Consider the following 18,588-nt stretch of genomic DNA (forward strand, 5'->3'; position numbering starts at 1 on the left):
TTTGAATGAATGTTCAACAAATGACATTGCGTTTTGATGCGAGTGGAGTAGGCTTTGGAGAAATTTCGACGTTGAAAACCTTTGGCTTGGACGGGGAACAATGATCGAGACGGCAGACGCCGCGCCGGAATATGACGACACCGCCATTCGCTTCCTGGAGGCGCTGTGGGGCGAGGGCTACCTGTCGCCGGGCGGGCCGGGGGAAGTCGACCGCGTGGTCGAAGGCCTTTCGCTTGGCGGCAGGCGGATACTGGATGTCGGCTGCGGCGCGGGCGGCATTGCGTTGCATTTCGTCGAGAGCCATGACGCCGGGCATGTCACCGGCTTCGATGTGGAAGAACCCGTCATTGCCGTCGCAACGAAGCGCTCAGCCGAACGGGGCCTGTCGGCGCGCACGGCATTCGTTCAGGCGCCGCCGGGACCGCTGCCTTTTGCCGATGGCTCGTTTGACATGGTGTTTTCCAAGGATGCGCTTCTGCATGTGCCGGACAAGCATGCGCTGTTTTCAGAAATCTTTCGCGTGCTGAAGCCCGGCGGCGTCTTTGCCGCTTCGAACTGGATGATCGGCCATGACGGCGAGCCGTCGCGGGAGATGAAGGCCTATATCGCGGCTGAGGGGCTCTCCTTCGCCATGCGCTCGCCGGTGCATTATCGAAAGGCGATGGAGGATGCGGGTTTCCGTGACATTGCGGTTACCGACCGCAATCACTGGTATCGCGAGGTGGCGCGCGGCGAGCTGGCGCGGCTGAAAGGTCCGCTCTACGAGCCGGTCGCGGCTGCGGTTGGCCGTGACTATGTCGACAAGAACATCAAGACCTGGGAAGCCATGCAGAAGGTTCTTGACAGCGGCGAGCACCGTCCCACTCATCTGCGCGGATGGAAGCCGGACGAGGGACGTTAGCCGGCGATGCGGAGCATGGTAGCAGCAATGAAGACGGCGACGGTGAAGGAAGCAGGCCCCGAGGCCGAAAAGCGCGGGCGCAAGGCGTCCAAGGAAACGCGGCAGTTGCAGCTCATCGAGGCGACGATCGATTCGCTGGCCAAGCGCGGCTATTCCGACACCACCATGGCAGATGTGGCCGATGGCGCCGGCCTGTCGCGCGGCATCGTCAACTTTCATTTCGAGAGCAAGGAAAAGCTGCTGATCGCGACCTTGCAGCACATGTACGACGAATATTCCGCGCATTGGCGTGCTGCGCTTACCAAGGCCGGCGACGATCCGGCGCGCCAGCTTCAGGCGCTGGTGGCGGCCGATTTCGACCGCTCGGTCTGCAACAAGCGCAAGCTTGCAGCATGGTGTGCCTTCTGGGGCGAGGCCAAGTCGCGCCCGACCTATCAGGCGCTCAGCGGTTCGCGCGACAAGGATTATCAGCAGACGGTCGTCGATCTCTGCGTGCGTCTTAAAGACGATGGCGGCTACGATTTCGATCCGGAGGCGACGGCGCTCGGCCTTAGCGCCATGCTCGAGGGACTGTGGCTGCGCCTGATGATGGCGGCGGAAAACGTAACGCGTGAAACCGCGCATCAGGCGGCCACGGACTATCTTGCCTCGGCCTTTCCGAAGCATTTTTCGCGCAAGGAGGCCGGCGCGCGCAAGATCGCATGACCCCATAATCATAAGACAGAGGATGGAACGATGACGCGACTTATCGGAAGGCTTTCAACCACGCTTGCGCTTGCTGGCGCGCTTTCGGCCTATGCCGTGGGCATGGCCACCGCGGCCGACAAGGACCTGATAATCTTTGACTGGTCGGGTTACGAGGAACCATCTTTCCATCCCGGCTATGTCGAGAAAAACGGCGACTCGCCGACCTTCACCTTCTTCGGCGATGAGGACGAAGCTTTTGAGAAAGTGCGCGCCGGCTTCAAGGCCGATCTCGGCCACCCCTGCTCGCAGAGCGTAACCAAATGGCGCGAGGCCGGTCTTCTGCAGCCGCTGGATACGTCGAAGATCACCGGCTGGAACGATCTCAACCCCGGCATCATGGCGATGAAGAATCTCGCCACCACGGAGGACGGCAAGGCCTGGTTCATGCCGTGGGACTGGGGCAACACGGCGCTCACCTACAATTCGGACAAGGTCGACGAGAAGGACATCCAGTCGCTAAAGGCCTTTGCGGATCCGAAGTTCAAGGACCGCATCTCGATCGGCGACAATGTCGACGACGCCTATGCGCTGGCCAGTCTCATCATCGGCCTGAAGGACTGGACGCAGATGACCGACGAGCAGTTCAAGCAGGCGTCCGACTTCCTGCGCGAAGTGCACAAGAATGTCCGCATGTACTGGACCGACACCACCGAGATCGTGCAGGCGATGAGCGGCGGCGAGGTCGATCTCGCCTGGGCGTGGAACGACGCTGCGGTGCAGTCCGCAGCCGCCGGCGCGCCGATCAAGAACAAGCGTGACACGGCAGAAGGCATTTCCACCTGGGTCTGCGGCTATGTCCGCTACAAGGATGCTCCGGGCTCGGAAGAAAAGGCCTATGATTATCTCAATGCGGTGAACGATCCCAAGGTTGCGCAATATATGGTCGGCGACTGGGGTTACGGCCATGCCAATGCCAAGGGCATGGCGACCGTCGATCCCGAAGTGCTGGCGGAAAAAGGCTATGCCGATGTCGACAAGTTCATCGACAAGACGCTGTTCCAGTCGCCGGTGCCGAGCGAACTTAAGCAGAAGATGATCGCCGAGTTCGAGAAGATCAAGGCGGGGTATTGAGGCACGACCCGCTGTCAGCGGCTCGCTTCGTCCTGAATAAGTTCGATGCGGTTGCCGAACGGGTCGCTGACAAAACATCTCTCGACCCCTTCCAGCGTGTCATCCGGGGTCACTGGGAATCCGGCTGCGTGGAGTTTCTTTGACAAGGTCGCAAGATCGTCCACCAGCAATGCCGGATGTGCTTTGCGGGCAGGCTGGAAGCCGGCCTCGACGCCGAGATGGATTTTCACCGCCCCCTGTTCGAACCAGCAGCCGCCACGCGCCGCGAGCGGGGCGGGTTTTGCGGCTTCGGGGATGCCGAGCAGTTCGCCGTAGAAACGCCGCGCCGCGTTTTCCTCGCCGGCCGGCATGGAAAGCTGGATGTGGTCGATGCCGGTTATGGTCATGAGGTGGCCATCAATGATTGACCACGTAGCGATGGGGCTCCTTGTCAGGGTCGCCTGTCAGGCGTGGTAGCGCAACTGGCTGCCGCTGTAATCCCCTCTCCGTCTCGGCTTCGCCGAGCCACCTCTCCCCGCAAGCGGGGCGAGGAACCCAAGTTTTGCGAGGCTGCCGCATTTCAGGATTTAGGTTCCTCGCCCCATGAAATGGGGAGAGGTGGCTCGGCGAAGCCGAGACGGAGAGGGGAGCCCGAAGGGCATAACCGGCAAAGAGAGGTCGCCTTCAATCTGCCATCGCCACCAGCGCGTCAGGATCATAGGCCAGCCTGATTGGCGCGCCGACCGGGATATCGTCGGCGCCGAAATTGTTGGTCTCGGTCACCGACAGAGGCTTTTCCAAGCCGGGTATGTCGACGATGAGATGGGTGATTTCGCCGAAATAATGCCGGTCAACGACCGTGCCGGCGACTTCGTGCTTGTCCTTGGCGTCGTCCCACAGCACCCGCAGCCGCTCCGGTCGGATGCCGAGGGTGGCTGCTTTGCCGTTGCGGACGAAGGCTGCCGGTTTGTCGGTTTTCACGCGGCCGAAGCCGAGCGTGTCGACGGTCATGGAGGCGCCGTTCTCCTCGACGATCTCGGCTTTGACGAAGTTCATGCCGCCGAGGAAATCGGCGACCTGCCGGTTGACCGGGCGCTGGTAGATTTCCTTGGGCGAGGCGACCTGCGCGATCTTTCCGCCGAACATCACGGCGATGCGGTCGGACATGGCCAGCGCCTCATACTGGTCGTGGGTGACGAGGATGAAGGTGATGCCGACGGCCTGCTGCAGCCGGCGCAATTCCACCTGCATCTGCTCGCGCAGTTTCTTGTCGAGCGCCGACAGCGGTTCGTCGAGCAGCAGCACCTTCGGCCGCATCACCAGTGCGCGGGCGAGTGCCACGCGCTGGCGCTGGCCGCCGGAGAGTTCGGTGGCACCGCGCTTGCCAAGGCCCGTCAGCGACACCTGCGCCAAGGCTTCCTCGACGCGGCGCTTTTCTTCCGTTGCGTCAAGCCGCAGGCGTTTCAGACCGTAGCCGACATTCTGCTCGACATTGAGGTGCGGAAAGATGGCGTAACTCTGGAACACCATGTTGGTCGGGCGGCGGTTGGCCGGGATGCCCAGCATCTCCTGCCCGTCCACCGCAATGCTGCCGCTGGTCGGATTGTCGAAGCCGGCGATCATCCGCAGAAGCGTGGTCTTGCCGCAGCCGGACGGGCCGAGCAGCGAGAAGAACTCGCCTTCCCTGATCGTCAGCGAGGCGTCGTCCAGCGCCTTGAAGGCACCGTAGCTGCGCGTGACATGCGCAATCTCGATCATCGGCCGTTCGGATTTGGAGCGTTCAGGCAAAGACGCCTCCCGTGTTCTGGGTGCGTCGCGCGGCGCGGCGGCGCAGGATTTCGGCAAGGGTCAGAAGCACGAAGGAGCCGACCAGCAGCAGCGTGCCGAGCGCCAGCACGCCGGGCAGCTTCGAGGCAAAGCGCAACTGGCCCCAGATATAGACGGGCAAGGTCGATTCCGTGCCGGTGAGGAAGAAGGCCATGATGAATTCGTCGAGCGAGATGGTGAAGGAGACGAGCAGACTGGAAATTATTGCAGGCGCCACCATCGGCAGCGTCACCCGGCGGAATGTGCCGAAGGCCGATTCGCCGAGGTCGGCGGAGGCTTCCTCAAGGCTGCGGTCGAAACCTTCGAAGCCGGAGGTCAGCACGCTGAGCGAATAGGGGATGCAGACCAGCACATGGCCGAGCACGACGGTTACCAGAGACAGGCTGAGGCCCAGTTGCAGCATGACCAGCAGCATGGAAACCGCGACGATGATTTCCGGCAGCACCAGCGGTGCCATCAGCAGGCCGTTGATGGTTCGGCGGCCGGGAAAGCGGTAGCGGGTGATGGCGCGCGCCGCGCAGATGCCGAGAACGGTGGACAGGATGGCGGCGGAAACACCGACCATCAGGCTGTTCCAGGCTGCATCGAGCAGAGCCGGCGTGTGCGGCAGTTCCTCGTACCATTTGAGCGTGAAGCCGCTCAGCGGGAATTTCGGCGAGGCCGATGTGTTGACCGAGAATATCGGCAGGAAGATCACCGGCAGATAGAGAAAGACGATGTAGAGGAAGGCATAGGCCGGCAGCCAGTTCGACAGGATTTTGCGCAGTCCGCTCATCGCGCCAGCCTCGCTGCCGAGCGGATGATCAGCACGGTCGCCGCCGCCATCATTGTGACGATCGCCATGGTCGTCACCGAAAGTGCGGCACCCAGCGGCCAGTTGGCGCCCTTGCCGAACTGCGCCTGAATGGCGTTGGCGATCATGACGCCGTCTTTGCCGCCGACGAGGCGCGGCGTGACGAAATCGCCGACCGTCGGGATCATGACGATGAGGATCGCCGAGACGATGCCGGGCACCGACAGCGGCAGCGTCACCCGCATGAAGCGGCGCAGTGGCCCGTCGCCGAGATCGGTCGCCGCTTCGATCAGCGTGCGGTCGATCTTTTCGAGCGAGACGAAGATCGGCAGGATGGCGAAGGCCGCCCAGGCATGGGTCAGCGTGATGACGACGGCGCTGGTGTTGTAGAGCAGGGCGGTCGAGGGTTCGTCGATGATGCCGAGGCCCAGAAGGCCGGAATTGAGCACGCCATTGTAGCCCAGGATGACCTTCCACGACATGACGCGCAGCAGGTAGCTTGTCCAGAACGGAATGGTGATCAGGAACAGCCACAGGCCCTTGTGCCGCCCGCCATGGAAGGAAATGTAAAAGGCGATCGGATAGGCCAGAACGACGGTGAAGAAGCTGACCAGTAGCGAGATCCGCAGCGAGCGCATCAGAAGGTCGCGGTAGATCGGCTCGGTCAGCGCGATGCGGTAGTTTTCCAGCGTGAAAGTGCGGTCGATGGTGAGGTAGTTCTGCGTCCAGAAACTATGCGCGATCACCACCAGGATCGGCACGACCAGAAGCACCAGCGCGTAGAGGAATGTCGGGCTGATAAGGGCAAAGCCCTGGGCCGATTCCGATTGCAGAAGGGAGGTTCTTCGAGACTGCGCGGGTCGCAGCGCAGGTGCCCCTTCCGCAGCCGCCGTCATTGCAGGGGCTCACATAAGAATGCTGGCTCGGTGTCCGGCATGACCATCCCATTTTTGCGCCGGCGTCACATTCCCTGGGTGCGCCGGCTTTCTTTCATCATGAGCCCATCCGTGGATTGAAATCAAGCGCTATTTCTGCGATATTGACTGAACGGACATTCAATATGATCCGAATAAAGGCTTGCTTCTGCATTCATGCCGGACTGTGGCGAATGCGATGAGCTGGCCGGGAAAGCGAGGGAAAATGGCTGCGGTGAAAGACATGTGGAAGGCCGGCGGCGGCATCGAGATGCTGCCAAGCGAGGATACGGTCGATCTTGCAAAGCGCCATCTGGTTCAGCCCTGGCCGACCGCCGGCGAGATCGGCGCGGAGACGCGCAGCCTGATCGGCAGCGGCGACGGCATCTACATCACCGACGGCGACGGCAAGCGGCTGATCGACGGGCCGGCGGGCATGTGGTGCGTCAATGTCGGCCATCGCCGCGAGGAGCTTGCCCGCGTCATGTACGACCAAGCCATGCAGCTTTCCTACAACACGCCGTGGTACACGATGAACGAGCCTTCGGCCGTCCTGGCCGAGCGCATCGCGGGGCATGCGCCGGGCGATCTTTCCCACGTCTTCTTCACCACCGGCGGCTCGTCGGCGGTGGAAAGCGCGCTGCGCTTCATGCAGTTCTACAACAATGTCCGCGGCCGGACGGAAAAGAAGCTCATCCTGTCGCGCGGCGGCGCTTATCACGGCTCGACCTATCTGTCGGCCTCGCTCAACGGTCGCCCGCGCGACCGCGACTGGATGGACGGCGCCGATGAGCTGATCGTCAAATTGTCCTCGCCCGATCCATTCCGGCGGCTTGCCGGAATGAGCGTTGCGGCCTTCTGCGACCGGCTGGTGGCGGAGTTCGCGGAAACGGTGAAGCGCATCGGCGCAGACAGGATCGGCGCTTTCGTCGGCGAGCCGGTGCAGGCATCGGGCGGCGTCATCGTACCGCCGGAAGGCTATCTCAGGCGCATCCGGAAAATCTGCCGCGACAACGACATCCTGTTCATCGCCGACGAGGTCGTCACTGCCTTCGGCCGGCTTGGGCATGTGTTTGCATCGGGTGATGTGTTCGGCATCGATCCCGATATCATCACCTTCGCCAAGGGCGTCACCTCCGGCTATTTCCCGCTCGGCGGCATGATCGTCTCAGAGCGGTTGCTGGAAGATTTGCGTCGCTCGAACCATCCGACGGCGATGTATGCGCATGGCCTCACCTATACCAGCCACCCGGTTGGCTGCGCCGTGGCGCTCGCCAATCTCGATCTTCTGGAAAATGGCGTTCTCGCCCATGCGCGAGAGGTCACGCCCTATTTCCAGGCGCAGCTGAAGACGCTGGAGGAACTGCCGCTGGTGGGCGAAGTGCGCGGCGTCGGGCTTATGGCCTGCGTCGAATGCGTTGCCGATCGCGACAGCAAGGACCCGCTGGAACTCGACCGCAATGTCGGCCAGCGCATCGACGCGCATTGCCACGACCTCGGCCTGCTGGTGCGCCCGCTGATCAACATGTGCGTAATGTCGCCGCCGCTCACCATCACAAGGGAGCAGATCGACGACATGGTCGGCATTCTGCGCGAAGGCATTTCGCGGACGATGGACGATTTGAGGAAAGAGGGTGTGTGGCGGGGGTGATGCCATTCTCTGCGTTGTGGAGGGGTGTTCTCCGCAAATGTCGGGGCGTTTGAAACACCCCCACCCCTAACCCCTCCCCACAAGGGGGAGGGGAACTCACCCCCGCGATCGCAGCGCCTCATTCAGGCCCGCCATTTCCTTCTCGTCGGGCGCTGTCTCCAGATCGAGCACCGGTATCTGCGCGCGCAGGTGGTCGTGGTGGGTGCGCACGCCGTATTCGAGGTCGGAGAGGTAGAAGCCGGCAAACGCCTCCGACAGCATGGACTCGTTCGACCAGACCGAAAGCTGCACGTCTTCCGACATGGTTTCGCGGTCGATGCGGAACGACAGGTAGCGGGCGGCTGCCTGCTCGCGCGTCTCGTCGCGGTATTTGTAGATGGCGCCGCGCAGCAAGGTCTCGCCGGTCGAGAGCGGGAACTCCTGATAGAACTGCACCGATTCCGGCATCACCGAAATCACCGCATTGGGAAACAGGCCGTAATAGACCCAGGCCTTTTTCAGCTTCTCCGGCAGGTGGGCCGGCTCGGGCGCGATGTTGACGTAGTTCTTTACGCTCCAGCGCCGGCCGGCGTGCGGATTGTAGGTGGCGAAGGAACGCGACACACCCTTGACGAAGGGTTCGTCGAAATAGGTCGAGCCATAGAGGTCCTGAAGCGCCGGGTGCGCCATGGCGACGTGGTAGCCTTCATTGTCGACATCGCGCACCGACTTCCAGTTGACCGGGCTGGTCTGGGTCCAGATGCCATAGGAAGGCTCCATATCGGCGATGCCGTAGTGGCCAAGTTCTGCCTCGAAAGGTTTCAGCAGTTCGGCAACCGACGGCTGCGGCCCCTTGCGGAAGCGCACGAAGATCAGCCCCATCCAGATTTCCAGCTCAAGCGGCGTTAGGCCGAATTCGGCCTTGTCGAGTTCGGGGAAGCTGCCGGGGCGGGCGGCACCGCGCAGCGTGCCGTCGAGATTGTAGACCCAGCCGTGGAAGGGGCAGACCAGCGCGTTCTTGCAGGTGCCCTGATTGTCGGCGACGACGCGGCTGCCGCGGTGGCGGCAGATATTGTGAAAGGCCCGCACGACGCCGTCCTTGCCGCGCACGATCAGCGCGCGCTCGCCGACCACATCCATGGTCAGGTAATCGCCCGCGTTCGGCACGTCCGAGATATGGCCGACGATCTGCCAGTGGTTGCGGAAGATGTGCTCCTTTTCGAGCTCCAGCAGCGCCGGGCTGTGATAGGCCCAGCCGGGCAACCCGCGCCGGTCCCAGTCGCTGGGAACCTTCACGTCACGAATATGCGGGTTCATTGGCGCGCCCCTTTTCTTATTGAATTATCATTCAATAAGATCATATTTTCCATTAAATTGCAATGCTTTACGGAAATACGGTTGAATTCAAGAAAGAGCGGGTCGTGCCTGATTGGCGGAAAAAGCTCGGCTTTTCCGGGTGTTAACCGGGTATCGAGCACACAAAAAAACGCGCCGGCGAGGGGCCGGCGCGATGCCTGATTTCAGCGGAGAAGAGGGACGACCGTCGCCCTATTTCTGGATTTCGGCCTTGATCTTGGTAACTTCCTCGGCGCTCATTTCGCCGACTGTCTTCACCTCGCCGCCCTGGATGCGCCACAGCCGGAACGGGCCGGTGATGTCGCCATACTGGTCGAAGGTGACCGGGCCGATGACGCCTTCATATTTGATCGGCTTGCCTTCCTTGATCAGGCCGAGCGCCTTGGCGAATTCGTCCTTGCCGGCGTAGATCGGCTCGCCGCCGTCGGCTACGACTTCGGGGATGGCCGTCTTGATTGCAGCGGACTCAGGCTTGCCTGCCTTGGCGATGGCCAGTGCCACGATAGCGCCGGCGTCATAAGAGCGGTCGGCAGCCGGTGCGTCGGGCTTGATGCCGCCGGAGAAGGCCTCGTAATTGGCATTGAAATATTCCGTCGACTTGGTCGGGCTGGTGCCCGACGAGATGCCATAGGCTTCTTCAAGATATTGCGCGCCGACGCTGGAGATGAACTCGCTCGAATTCATGCCGTCGTTGAGCATGAATTTCTGTGGGCCGCCGCCCGAAATCCAGGCACGCGCGATGGTCGCGCCATCGACCGGATAGCTGATCAAATAGAGCGCTTCCGGCTCGCCCTTCATCGCCGCACTCGCCTCGGACGAATAGCTCGCCTGCTTTTCGTTGTAGGGCGTGACCGAGGTGATGGTGCCGCCGAGCTTCTCGTAGACTTCCTTGAATTCGCGCACCAGGTTGACGCCGAAGTCGTTGTTGACGTGGATGATGGCGATCTTCTTCAGTCCCTGGCCGAGCGCATGCTTGGCGGCGGCGACGCTTTGCAGGGCGTCCGAGGTGATGGTGCGGAAGAAGACGCCGTTGGTCTTGCCGTCGCGGCCAAGCTGGGTGAGCGTCGGCGAGGACGATGCCGGCGAAACCTGCACGACGCCGGCCGGTCCTGTGACCGAAGTCAGGATCGGCAGTGACACCGACGAGATGATGCCGCCGATGATGACCGGTACCTTCTTGATGTTGACCAGCTGGGTTGCCTGGTCGACGGCGACCGTTCCCTGGCTCTGGCTGTCGCGCGTGTCGGTCACCAGCTTGCAGCCGTTGACGCCGCCGGCTTCGTTGAAATCGCGAAACGCCATGTCGACCGACTTCGCGCCGGCCTGGCCGTATTCGCCGGCAGGTCCGGTCAGTTCCATGACGAGGCCGACGGTGATGTCGCAATCGGCCGCAAGCGCGGGCAGTGCCGAGGCACTAAGCGCCGTCAGCATGCTGGTGAGCAGAAGCATTTTCCTCATGTTCGTATTCCCCTTATTTGTTCGGGCCGGCTCGTTGCGCGGCCGCTGCATCGTTCATTCTCGGTCGTAGTATCGCGCCGTCTCCCGAGGCGCGGTGGTCAGGCAGCTCCCTTGTTGAGATTGTATTTCATGATCGCGCCGTGGCGGCCGTGGCGGTCGCGCTCCAGCGTATAGACGTCGCCTTCGAGTTCGTTGGCTTGCGCCAGCACTGCGTCGATTTCGGCCTGATCGCCAGCCGTCAAAGCGAGATCGGAAATAGCCAGATTGGAAGGCAGATGCGTGCGGTTGCGCGCGCCGACGATAACGCCGGCAACGCCCGGCCGCGTCAGCATTGCAGCGCTCGCTATGGTGGCGATGTCGGTGCCGTGCCGGTCGGCAATGCCGCGTAGCGTCTTCAGCAAGGTTTGGAACAGGTCCCAGCCGCCGAAGTCCTCGATGACAAGCCTGTATTTGACGAGCGAGCGGTTCTCCAGCGCGTCGTCCGGCTCGGCGACTCCCAGCCATTTGTCGCTCAGGAAGCCGCCGGCAACGGTACCGTAGCACAGCAGCGAAACGCCGTTTTCGCCTGCGGCCTTCACCATCCGCTTGGCCGGGCGGCTGTCGAGCAGCGAATATTGCACCTGCATGGAAACCAGCGGCACGCCGCCGCCGATGATGGCCAGCATATGGTCGGTGTCGAAATTGGTGCCGCCGATGTGGCGTATCTTGCCGGCCTTGCGCAGTTCCTCCAGCCATTGCGCGGCTTCCAGCCAGCGCGGCGCTTCATAGTCCCACCAATGGAACTGGACGAGGTCGAGCCGTTCGAGATTGAGCCGGCGCAGCGACTGGTCGATGACGCTTTCGACATAGGATTTGCTGATGCGCGGCAGCACCTCGAGGTCGGGCACGAATTTGGTATGCACCCCAATCCGGGCCAGCGCCTCCTCGCCACGCAGGTCGCGGTAGCGCAGGCGGAAGCGGCCGATCAGTTCCTCGACGCCGGTGTAGATATCGGCGCAATCGAAATTGGTGATGCCGGCATCGGCGAAGGCGACCATGTCGGCGATCGGATCTTCGCTGGCCAGCGCGCCATGGCCGCTGGCCATCTGCCAGCCGCCGCGGATCACCCGCGATATCTCATAGTCCGGCGCCAGTCTGGTTCTCTGCATGGTTTCAGCCTCGATCGTCTTGAAGCGGCACGGCGGTTGTCTGCGCATGGCTGAAGCGGCGCAGGCCGGTGCGGATGATGCGGAAGCGCGAGGTGCAATTGGGGTCAGGGCAGGCGACCTCGGCGTCGGTCGTCATCCAGTCGTTCTTGTGGGTGGGGCGCTGCTTTGCCGGCAGCAGCGGCAAGAGCGATGCCAGTGAATAGATCGAAAAGCCCTGGCCGGGCGGCAGATGCAGCATCTCGCCGCGCATCTCGAAATAGTCGCCGACCTTGGCGCCGCAATAGATGGCGCCCCCTTCGGGGGCCGTCACCTCGACGCGCAGGTCGTAAAGTTCGAAGGAATCGTCGTACTCGTCAGCCATGGCGAACGGCCCTTTCCTCGGGATCGTCGGCGTCGAGGCGCCCGCGTATCAGGTTGAAGGAGCGGGTGATGTCGTCGGTCAGCGCCTTGATCGAGCCTTTCACATCGCCGCGCTCCAGCGCGTCGATCAGCGCCCAGTGGTGATGGGTTGCTGGAATGTCGCGATGCTCGTCATGGATATGGGCGGCGGCGCGGACATAGGGGCCGGACTGCAGCCACAGGCTTTCGACGATGGGGATCAGCACGGCCGATCCGGCGGCGCGGTAGACATAGAAATGAAAGGCGTGGTTCAGCTCGGACGTCTTGTGCGCCCGGTCGCCGTCGTCGCTACGAAAGGCCGTCTCGCAGGCGACGGTGAGCTGCTTCAGCTGCTCGAAATCCTCCGCCGAAAGGTTAGGCAGCGCCAGCGCCGTGATCTGCCCTTCGATCAGGCAGCGGGCGCGGGCGAGGTCGTCTAGCCGCTCGCGGGTGATGGTGGGAACCCGGACCGAGCGGTTGGGCAGTGCTTCCAGCGCCTGTTCCGATACCAGCCGTCCCAGCGCCTCGCGCACCGGCATGGTGCTGGTCTGCAGCGTCTCGGCCAGATCCTGAATGCGCATCATCTCGCCGGCGTCGAACAGGCCGTGGATCAGCGAGCGGCGCAGCTCGGCATAGACGCGGTCATGCAGGGTTTCGCGCCCGACAGGGGAGAGAGCTCCGCGCCGGCTCATGGCAGCGATCCTTCGAAAATACTGTCTCGAAGGCCGTCCCGCCCGGTATTTCCGGGGGGGCGTATTGCGTGCTGATTTTTCCGATCGGGCATGCTTGTCCGCCGTTCAAAATCGGAGGCCGTCATGCGGCCAACGTCAATTTTTTTAGTTGCAATTGTGAAAGATGTAAAGTTTGATCAAACATCACCGATCAAAATATTTCGAATGAGCCCCGGATGCACCCCGTTGCAAATGACCCGAACGGTTCGACAGAAACAAAGCGCGCGCCGCTCGTTGAGGCACGCGACCTGGTCAAGCAGTTCGGCGGTTTGCGTGCGGTCGACGGCATGTCGATCACGCTGCATCGCGGCGAGATGATGGGGCTGATCGGGCCTAACGGTGCCGGCAAGACGACGCTGTTCAACCTGCTGGCCGGCAGTCTCAGGCCGACCTCCGGCGAGATCAGGATTTCCGGCCAGGCGGTTTCGCATGAAGGCCCTGAGCGGCGCATCGCGCGGGGCGTCGGCCGCACCTTCCAGATCCCAAAACCATTCGCCGAAATGACGGTTCTGGAGAACGTCCTGACCGGCGGCCAGCATCAGGCCGGCGAGCATATCTGGAAGAACTTTTTGCAGCCCGGCCGTGTCGCTTCGCAGGAGAAAGCCGCCGTCGAGAAGGCGCGTTCGCTCCTGGAATTCGTCACGCTTTCCGGCCTCGAGAGCGAGCCGGCGCGGGTGCTGTCCGGCGGGCAGCGCAAGCTTCTGGAACTTGCCCGTATCCTGATGGCCGATCCCGAGACCATCCTGCTTGATGAGCCCGCCGCCGGCGTCAACCCGACATTGCTCGAACTCATCATCGACCGGGTGCTGGAACTCAATGCGCGCGGCAAGTCGATCCTGCTGATCGAGCACAATATGGAAATGGTCGCGCGGCTGTGCGGCCGGGTGGTGGTCATGGCGGCGGGAAAACATCTGGCGGAAGGGTCTCCCGTCGAAGTGTCGCGCGACCGCACCGTCATCGAAGCCTATCTCGGCGGGGTGGCGGCATGACGGCAACCGGCCAACCCGTCGCCCTGTCCACGAAAGCGCTGGTCGCCGGCTATGAGCGCGACCTGCCCATCGTGCGCGGCGTCGATTTTTCCATACGCTCGGGCGAACTCGTCATCGTGCTTGGGCCCAATGGCGCCGGCAAATCCACTTTCGTCAAGGCCGTCGCCGGGCTGGTGCCGATCCATTCCGGCGCAACATTCCTTGGCGATCGCGACATCACCAGTGTTCCGGCGCATGAAAAAATCCGCCACGGCCTGGCCTTCGTGCCGCAGACCGAAAACATCTTCGCGACGCTGTCGATTAACGACAATCTGCTTCTGGCGGCAAACATTCTGCCGAAGGAAAAACGCAGCCGTCGCATCGCCGATCTCTACGCCATGTTCCCAGACCTTGCATCGCGGCCGTCGTTGCGGGCCGGCCAGCTATCCGGCGGGCAGCGTCAGATGCTGGCGGTGGCGCGCGCGCTGATCGTCGAGCCTTCGGTGCTGATCCTCGACGAGCCGTCCGCCGGCCTGTCGCCGAAGATCGTCTCCGAGGTTTTCTCAAAGCTCAAGGCGATCAACGAAACCGGGGTCACCATCATTCTCGTCGAGCAAAATGTGAAGGCAGCGCTCGCCATCGCCGACCGCGCCGTCATTCTGGTCGAAGGGCTGCTGCGCCACGAAGGGCCGGCTGCGACATTGGCTGACGACCCCATCGTCGCGGAACTCTATCTCGGTGCGCGGCATCAGTCGAAGGCGGTGGCGTCATGAACCCGCAAGCCATCATGGACGGGCTGATCACCGGCTCGATGATCGGGCTTGGCGCCATCGGCGTGACACTGACCTATTCGATCCTGCGCTTCGCCAATTTCGCCCATGGCGAATTCATCAGCTGGGGCGCCTATTTCGCGCTCGCCATCAGCGGGGCGCTGGGTTCGCTGTCGGGCGCCTTTCTCGCGCCCATCGGGCCGTTCTCCTTCGGCTGGTCGCTGCCTTTGGCGACCGTGCTAGCCGTGGCGCTCACCGGCGGGCTGGCGCTTCTCGTTGACGCTCTGCTGTTCGGCCGCCTGCGTGCCCAGCGCGGTGCCGTCATCATTATGGTCATGGCGAGTTTTGGTGCGGCTCTCACCCTGCGCAGCCTGCTCGAATTCATCTTCACCTCCAAGCCGGCCTATTTCTCGAAGGCATTGCAGATCGCGATGCCTCTGGGCGGTGGCTTGCGCGCAACGCCCGACCAGCTTCTGTCGCTCGGCATTGCCGTACTGCTTGTCGTCGCCGTTCACCTGCTGCTCACCCGCACCGCGATCGGCCGCTCTATGCGCGCCGTTAGTGAGAACCAGCAGCTTGCCGGCGTCGTCGGCATCGATGTGCGCAAGGTCATCCGCACGGTCTGGGTGCTTGGCGCGGGGCTGGCCTGCGTCGCGGGCGTCATGGCCGGGCTGCTCGTGCAGATCCGTCCGTATATGGGTTTTGACCTCCTGCTGCCGCTGTTTGCGGCGGCGATACTGGGCGGCATCGGCAGCGTACCCGGCGCCATGCTTGCCGGCCTGATCGTCGGGCTGACGGAGGCCTTCGCGGTCCAGCTCATCGGTGCGGAATGGCGCGCGGCCATCGCCTTCGTCATCCTCGTCGCGGTGCTGCTGCTGCGCCCGCAGGGCCTGTTCGGGAGGCCGGAATGAGCGTCGAACTGATCGGCTATGGCGCCTTCTTCCTCACCATGGCGCTCACCTACGCCATCATCTGCCTGGGCCTCAATGTGCAGTGGGGGCAGACCGGCCTGTTCAATGTCGGCATTGCCGGCTTCGTCGCCATCGGCGCCTATGTCTCGGCGATCCTGACCACGCCCGACACAGCCAACCGCTTCGGTGGCTTTGACCTTCCGATCGCCGTCGGCTGGCTCGGGGCAGCGCTCGCCGCCGGCATCATCGCCTTCCTGATCGGCTGGCTGACGATCCGGCTGCGATCGGACTATCTCGCCATTGCCACCTTCGGCGTCGCGGTCGCAGTCCAGCTCTGCGCGCTTAATCTGGAGCGGTTGACCGGCGGACCCTTCGGCATCGGCTTCATCCCGCGCCCCTTCGCCAGCCTTGCCGGCGATCCGCTCGCCTTCAGCCTGCTCAATCTGGGCGTGCTCGTCGTCGTCGTGCTTGTGCTTTATCTCGCATTGGAGCGGCTGGTGCGCAGCCCGTGGGGGCGCGTGCTGCGCGCCATTCGCGAGGACGAGACGGCAGCGCTGGCACTGGGCAAGAGCGCGGTCAGGTTCCGTCTCCAGGCCTTCGCCATCGGCGGCGGCATCATGGGGCTGGCGGGTGCCGCGCAGGCGCATTTCATCGGCTTCATTGCGCCGGAAAACTACCTGCCGATGCTGACCTTCCAGGTCTGGGCGATGCTGATCGTCGGCGGTTCGGGCAACAATCGCGGCGCGATCCTCGGCGCGGTGCTGGTCTGGGGCATCTGGGCTGCTTCGGCGGCGGCTGTGTCGGCCATCTTCCCGCCCGATCAGCAGGCGCGCGCCGCAGCGCTGCAGATCGTCATGATCGGCGTCGCGCTCTGCGCCATCCTGCTCCTGCGCCCGCGTGGCATTCTGGGCGAGGTGCGGGTGGTTTCCCGCCATCTCGGCCGCCTGTCGCCGCTCAAGCGCGCCACCTCGATCCCGCAAAACAACGAGCCTCAGCATGTCCAAAAGCCCTGACCGCATCGCGCTCAGTGATACGCTTTCCATCAGCCGCCTGGTCTGCGGGCTATGGCAGGTGGCCGATCTCGAAAAGGGCGGCACGCTGCTCGATCCCGAACGCGCGGCGGATGCACTGCAGGCCTATGCCGAGGCCGGCTTCGACACCTTCGACATGGCCGACCACTATGGCAGCGCCGAGGTGATCACAGGCCGGCTTCTGGCGCGTTACCCTGCCAGCAAGCGCCCCGTCGCTTTCACCAAATGGTGCCCGGAGCCCGGACCGATGACCGCCGAGATCGTGCGCGAGGGCGTGCAGGAACGCCTCGACCGGCTCGGTGTCGACAAGGTCGATCTCCTGCAATTCCACTGGTGGACCTTCGAGCATCCGGCATGGCTCGACGCGCTGCATGAGATGGCGCAGCTCAAAGGCGAGGGGCTGATTGGCGCGATCGGCGTTACCAATTTCGATGCTGCGCATCTGGCGCTGGCGCTGGCCGATGGCGTGCCGGTCGCCACCAATCAGGTTTCCTTCTCGCTCGTTGACCGGCGGGCAGCCGGCGCGCTGTCTGGGTTGTGCAAGAAGACCGGAGTGAGACTGCTGGCCTATGGCACGCTCTGCGGCGGCTTCCTCTCCGAAAAATGGCTGGGCCAGCCGGAGCCCTCAGAAATCGCCGACTGGAGCCGCTCGAAATACAAGCGCTTCATCGACACGGCCGGCGGCTGGGCCGGTTTCCAGGGCATTCTCGTAGCTGCCAGCGAGATTGCCAAAAAACACAAGGTCTCGATCTCCAATGTCGCGACGCGCTGGGTGCTCGAACATGAGGCGGTAGCAGCGGCCATAATCGGCGCGCGCATCGGCGAGAGTGAGCATCGCTCCGACAACCTCAACATTTTCGACTTCTCGCTCGACGCTGAAGATAGAGCGCGGCTCGAAGAGGCTTTCGCCGCGACGAACCCTATTCCCGGTGACTGCGGCGACGAATATCGCCGCCCGCCCTATCTCACTGCGTCGGGCGATCTCAGCCACCATCTCGACGCGATCCCCTCGGTGTTTAAGGCCGAACCCATGCCCGGGCGTCCTGATCGCCTGCGCGTTTCCTCCGGCAGCATCTGGGAGCCGATCGCCGGCTACAGCCGCGCCGTGCGGGTGAAGGACATGATCCGCGTCTCCGGCACCACGGCCACGCACGCGTCCGACCGTTGCGTTGCGCCGGGCGATGCCGGCGCACAGACCACATACATTCTCGACAAGATTGCTGCTTCCATCACGGCGCTCGGCGGCAAGATGGAGGACGTCGTGCGTACCCGCATCTATCTGCGCGACGCCTCGAAATGGGAGCCGGTTTCGCGCGCCCATGGCCGGGTGTTCGGCGAGGTGTTGCCGGCCAACACGCTGATCGAAGCCGGCGATCTGATCGGTGACTATGAGGTCGAGATCGAGGCCGAGGCGATTGTCTGAGGTTCCGTGGCAAAGCGCCGGCTGACGAAACGTGAGCCGGCAAGGCCAAAGCGCCAGGGATAATCGACCGCCTGGCTGATGCCGATGCGCTTTCCGACGAGGATGCCGACATCCCTTGCTCTCGGCTCAATCCGGATATCAGGACCGTCGAGCGAGAGCTTGTCATGCGAGCGGTCGATGGCGAGCGCCTGGCAAAGCCTGCCGGGGCCGGCGCAAAGCAGGCGCAAATCGTCGAGACCGCGCCGTTCGCGCATCAGCTCCATGCCATCGAGCGGTTCTAGCGCCCGGATCAGCACCGCGCTGCCTGGTTCGCAGACCGTGTTCAGGCACCAGTGAATTCCGTAGGAACGGTAGACATAGGCACGTCCCGGTGGCCCGAACATTGCGGCATTGCGCTCGGTTGGTCCACGAAAGGCGTGCGAGGCGGGATCGTCAGGACGATAGGCCTCGGTCTCGACGATGATGCCACCGACGCCATTGGCATGGATGATCGCGCCGATCAGATCCTTTGCGACGGTCACGGCGTCCCGTGCGAAAAATGAACTGGTCATG

The 18,588-nt window shown here is 63.1% G+C and carries 19 protein-coding genes; 9 read left to right on the forward strand and 10 right to left on the reverse strand.

Features of this window, described 5'->3' with window-relative positions; translation table 11 throughout:
* Nucleotides 1-100: 100 nt before the first annotated feature.
* Genes G6N74_RS15165 through G6N74_RS15175 form a run of 3 tightly spaced genes read left to right on the forward strand, consistent with a single transcriptional unit; the run spans nt 101 to nt 2,719 of the window.
* Nucleotides 101-901 carry a methyltransferase domain-containing protein gene (locus G6N74_RS15165; RefSeq protein ID WP_165118706.1) on the forward strand — a complete coding sequence of 267 codons (801 nt, stop codon included), beginning with the start codon at nt 101-103 and terminating at the stop codon, nt 899-901.
* A 6-nt stretch (nt 902-907) separates the two neighbouring features.
* Nucleotides 908-1,606 (forward strand): transcriptional regulator BetI, encoded by a 699-nt coding sequence (gene betI, locus G6N74_RS15170; RefSeq protein ID WP_246245760.1) that lies wholly within the window; start codon nt 908-910, stop codon nt 1,604-1,606.
* A 30-nt stretch (nt 1,607-1,636) separates the two neighbouring features.
* A complete protein-coding gene (locus tag G6N74_RS15175; RefSeq protein ID WP_165118708.1) occupies nt 1,637-2,719 on the forward strand; it encodes an extracellular solute-binding protein in 1,083 nt (360 codons plus the stop codon).
* 14 nt (nt 2,720-2,733) lie between these two features.
* Here G6N74_RS15175 and G6N74_RS15180 read toward each other — a convergent pair whose 3' ends face one another.
* From G6N74_RS15180 to G6N74_RS15195, 4 genes are all read right to left on the reverse strand, one after another.
* A complete protein-coding gene (locus tag G6N74_RS15180; RefSeq protein ID WP_165118710.1) occupies nt 2,734-3,105 on the reverse strand; it encodes a VOC family protein in 372 nt (123 codons plus the stop codon).
* Between the two features lie 277 nt (nt 3,106-3,382).
* A complete protein-coding gene (locus G6N74_RS15185) occupies nt 3,383-4,456 on the reverse strand; it encodes an ABC transporter ATP-binding protein (protein WP_165118876.1) in 1,074 nt (357 codons plus the stop codon).
* A gap of 22 nt (nt 4,457-4,478) precedes the next feature.
* The gene (locus G6N74_RS15190; protein WP_091909761.1) at nt 4,479-5,300 is read right to left on the reverse strand and encodes an ABC transporter permease; all 822 of its coding nucleotides are present in this window, start codon (nt 5,298-5,300) and stop codon (nt 4,479-4,481) included.
* Complete coding sequence (locus tag G6N74_RS15195) at nt 5,297-6,214, reverse strand: ABC transporter permease (protein ID WP_165118712.1); 918 nt, start codon at nt 6,212-6,214, stop codon at nt 5,297-5,299. Before G6N74_RS15195 ends, G6N74_RS15190 begins: the two co-directional genes overlap by 4 nt.
* 244 nt (nt 6,215-6,458) lie before the next feature.
* On the opposite strand from G6N74_RS15195, the gene G6N74_RS15200 reads away from it, so the two are divergent.
* On the forward strand, nt 6,459-7,883 hold the full coding sequence (locus tag G6N74_RS15200; RefSeq protein ID WP_165118714.1) for an aminotransferase: 1,425 nt from the start codon (nt 6,459-6,461) through the stop codon (nt 7,881-7,883).
* Between the two features lie 96 nt (nt 7,884-7,979).
* Here the strand turns inward: G6N74_RS15200 and G6N74_RS15205 are convergent, their stop codons facing one another.
* The 5 genes from G6N74_RS15205 to G6N74_RS15225 form a co-directional block, all read right to left on the reverse strand.
* Entirely contained in the window at nt 7,980-9,179 is a 1,200-nt protein-coding gene (locus G6N74_RS15205; protein WP_165118716.1) for an aromatic ring-hydroxylating oxygenase subunit alpha, read from the reverse strand.
* 231 nt (nt 9,180-9,410) lie between these two features.
* The gene (locus G6N74_RS15210; RefSeq protein WP_165118718.1) at nt 9,411-10,676 is read right to left on the reverse strand and encodes an ABC transporter substrate-binding protein; all 1,266 of its coding nucleotides are present in this window, start codon (nt 10,674-10,676) and stop codon (nt 9,411-9,413) included.
* Between the two features lie 98 nt (nt 10,677-10,774).
* Entirely contained in the window at nt 10,775-11,824 is a 1,050-nt protein-coding gene (locus G6N74_RS15215) for an aldo/keto reductase (RefSeq protein WP_165118720.1), read from the reverse strand.
* A gap of 4 nt (nt 11,825-11,828) precedes the next feature.
* On the reverse strand, nt 11,829-12,185 hold the full coding sequence (locus tag G6N74_RS15220) for a TIGR04076 family protein (RefSeq protein ID WP_165118722.1): 357 nt from the start codon (nt 12,183-12,185) through the stop codon (nt 11,829-11,831).
* Nucleotides 12,178-12,894 carry a GntR family transcriptional regulator gene (locus G6N74_RS15225; RefSeq protein ID WP_165118724.1) on the reverse strand — a complete coding sequence of 239 codons (717 nt, stop codon included), beginning with the start codon at nt 12,892-12,894 and terminating at the stop codon, nt 12,178-12,180. Before G6N74_RS15225 ends, G6N74_RS15220 begins: the two co-directional genes overlap by 8 nt.
* 215 nt (nt 12,895-13,109) lie before the next feature.
* On the opposite strand from G6N74_RS15225, the gene G6N74_RS15230 reads away from it, so the two are divergent.
* From G6N74_RS15230 to G6N74_RS15250, 5 genes are read left to right on the forward strand one after another with little or no spacing between them, the layout of a single operon-like run.
* Nucleotides 13,110-13,922, forward strand: a complete 813-nt coding sequence (locus tag G6N74_RS15230) for an ABC transporter ATP-binding protein (RefSeq protein WP_165118726.1) — start codon at nt 13,110-13,112, stop codon at nt 13,920-13,922.
* Nucleotides 13,919-14,674 (forward strand): branched-chain amino acid ABC transporter ATP-binding protein, encoded by a 756-nt coding sequence (locus G6N74_RS15235; protein WP_165118728.1) that lies wholly within the window; start codon nt 13,919-13,921, stop codon nt 14,672-14,674. Before G6N74_RS15230 ends, G6N74_RS15235 begins: the two co-directional genes overlap by 4 nt.
* Nucleotides 14,671-15,582, forward strand: coding sequence for a branched-chain amino acid ABC transporter permease (locus G6N74_RS15240; RefSeq protein ID WP_165118730.1), 912 nt, complete (start codon nt 14,671-14,673; stop codon nt 15,580-15,582). Before G6N74_RS15235 ends, G6N74_RS15240 begins: the two co-directional genes overlap by 4 nt.
* Nucleotides 15,579-16,595, forward strand: coding sequence for a branched-chain amino acid ABC transporter permease (locus G6N74_RS15245; RefSeq protein ID WP_165118732.1), 1,017 nt, complete (start codon nt 15,579-15,581; stop codon nt 16,593-16,595). Before G6N74_RS15240 ends, G6N74_RS15245 begins: the two co-directional genes overlap by 4 nt.
* The gene (locus G6N74_RS15250) at nt 16,579-18,036 is read left to right on the forward strand and encodes an aldo/keto reductase (protein WP_165118734.1); all 1,458 of its coding nucleotides are present in this window, start codon (nt 16,579-16,581) and stop codon (nt 18,034-18,036) included. The genes G6N74_RS15245 and G6N74_RS15250 overlap by 17 nt, the downstream gene beginning before the upstream one ends.
* On the opposite strand, the gene G6N74_RS15255 is transcribed toward G6N74_RS15250, so the two are convergent.
* Entirely contained in the window at nt 18,000-18,587 is a 588-nt protein-coding gene (locus G6N74_RS15255; RefSeq protein WP_165118736.1) for a DNA-3-methyladenine glycosylase, read from the reverse strand. The genes G6N74_RS15250 and G6N74_RS15255 overlap by 37 nt on opposite strands.
* Between the last annotated feature and the right edge of the window lies 1 nt (nt 18,588).

The sequence above is a fragment of the Mesorhizobium zhangyense genome, from assembly GCF_011045115.1.
Taxonomy (GTDB): Bacteria; Pseudomonadota; Alphaproteobacteria; order Rhizobiales; family Rhizobiaceae; genus Mesorhizobium_M; species Mesorhizobium_M zhangyense.